This window comes from Cupriavidus sp. FW305-26 (assembly GCF_058787975.1).
This window is the reverse complement of record NZ_JBYTAH010000164.1, coordinates 1-1,044: the sequence shown is the minus strand read 5'-3', so window position 1 is coordinate 1,044 and position 1,044 is coordinate 1. Positions and strand designations below refer to the sequence as shown.

At 58.4% G+C, this 1,044-nt stretch carries 1 protein-coding gene; it reads right to left on the bottom strand.

Features of this window, described 5'->3' with window-relative positions; genetic code table 11:
- Positions 1 to 121: 121 nt before the first annotated feature.
- The coding region (locus AC3WQZ_RS35670) for a putative type IV secretion/conjugal transfer ATPase (protein ID WP_492302166.1) at positions 122 to 1,044 on the bottom strand (923 nt) is incomplete at its 5' end.

Genomic DNA, 1,044 nt, shown 5'->3' with positions numbered 1-1,044 from the left:
GTCGTCTGGACCAGATTGGCCACATCGATAACGGGAAGCCCGCTGGCGTGGGCCACCGACGAAACAAGAAAGGATGCCGCGACCGCGGCCTTGATGAACCACTTGTTCACTGGAACTTTCCTTAGACGGATCGCGCGAGCATTTCGCGCACGTAGTCTTGCTGCCAGTCGGGTGCACCCGACGCGTAGTGACGATCGAGAATCGATTGCGCGACACCATCCGAGCGCAGCATCGCTACCATCTCGTCGGAGAACGGGCTTTGCAGCATCCGGGTCTGGGAGCGCGTGATCCAGAGATAGTCACGATTCGGTACTGCGTCGGTGACCATCTGGATCTGGTCATCCGTCAGGCCGAACTTCTCCTTGTAGAGATCCTTGCTGGTATTGGCGTGGCTGTTCGGCAGGTAGATGAAGTTGCCGACGTTCTCCTTCAGGATCTCGAAGTCAGCGACCCGGGCCAGTTGTTTGAGCGACTGCGTGGCACCCCAGAGCGCAGCATTGAGCTTGCGGATGGTCACGATCCACATTTCGAATCGCTCGTAGAACCGCTTGTTCGTGAAGAAGAAGCCCAGCTCTTCCACCTCGATGATCGTGTATCGCGTGCCGAGGCTCTGGCTGATGCGATAGAACGCGTAGTCCATGAATAGCGCTCCGGCGCGCGGATAGTTCAGGAACAGATCCCCCATTTCGATGGACAGGTTGTCGCTGATCTCAAACGCATCCTCTGCATGGTCGAAGAAATGCCCGTACTGTCCGCCTTGCAGCCAGATCTGCAGACGTTCCCGCAAGCTGTCGTGCAGCAGCGTTGCGAGTCGGCCCAACGTCCAGCTCTCTCGCCCGTATCCGGCAAGGATTTTCACTGCCTCGAAGATGTCCTGGCGTTGCTGGGGCGAAAGCGTGAAGGAGTCGTCCTCAATGGCCAGCGTCACCCACTCGGAGACGTAGGTGAAGTTCATGGGGTCGGCCAGCAACGACAGCGGATTTACCCGAGTCGCAGCCTCGAACTTGCCGGTGATGTCGATGAACTTCCCGCCACTCAGGAGCG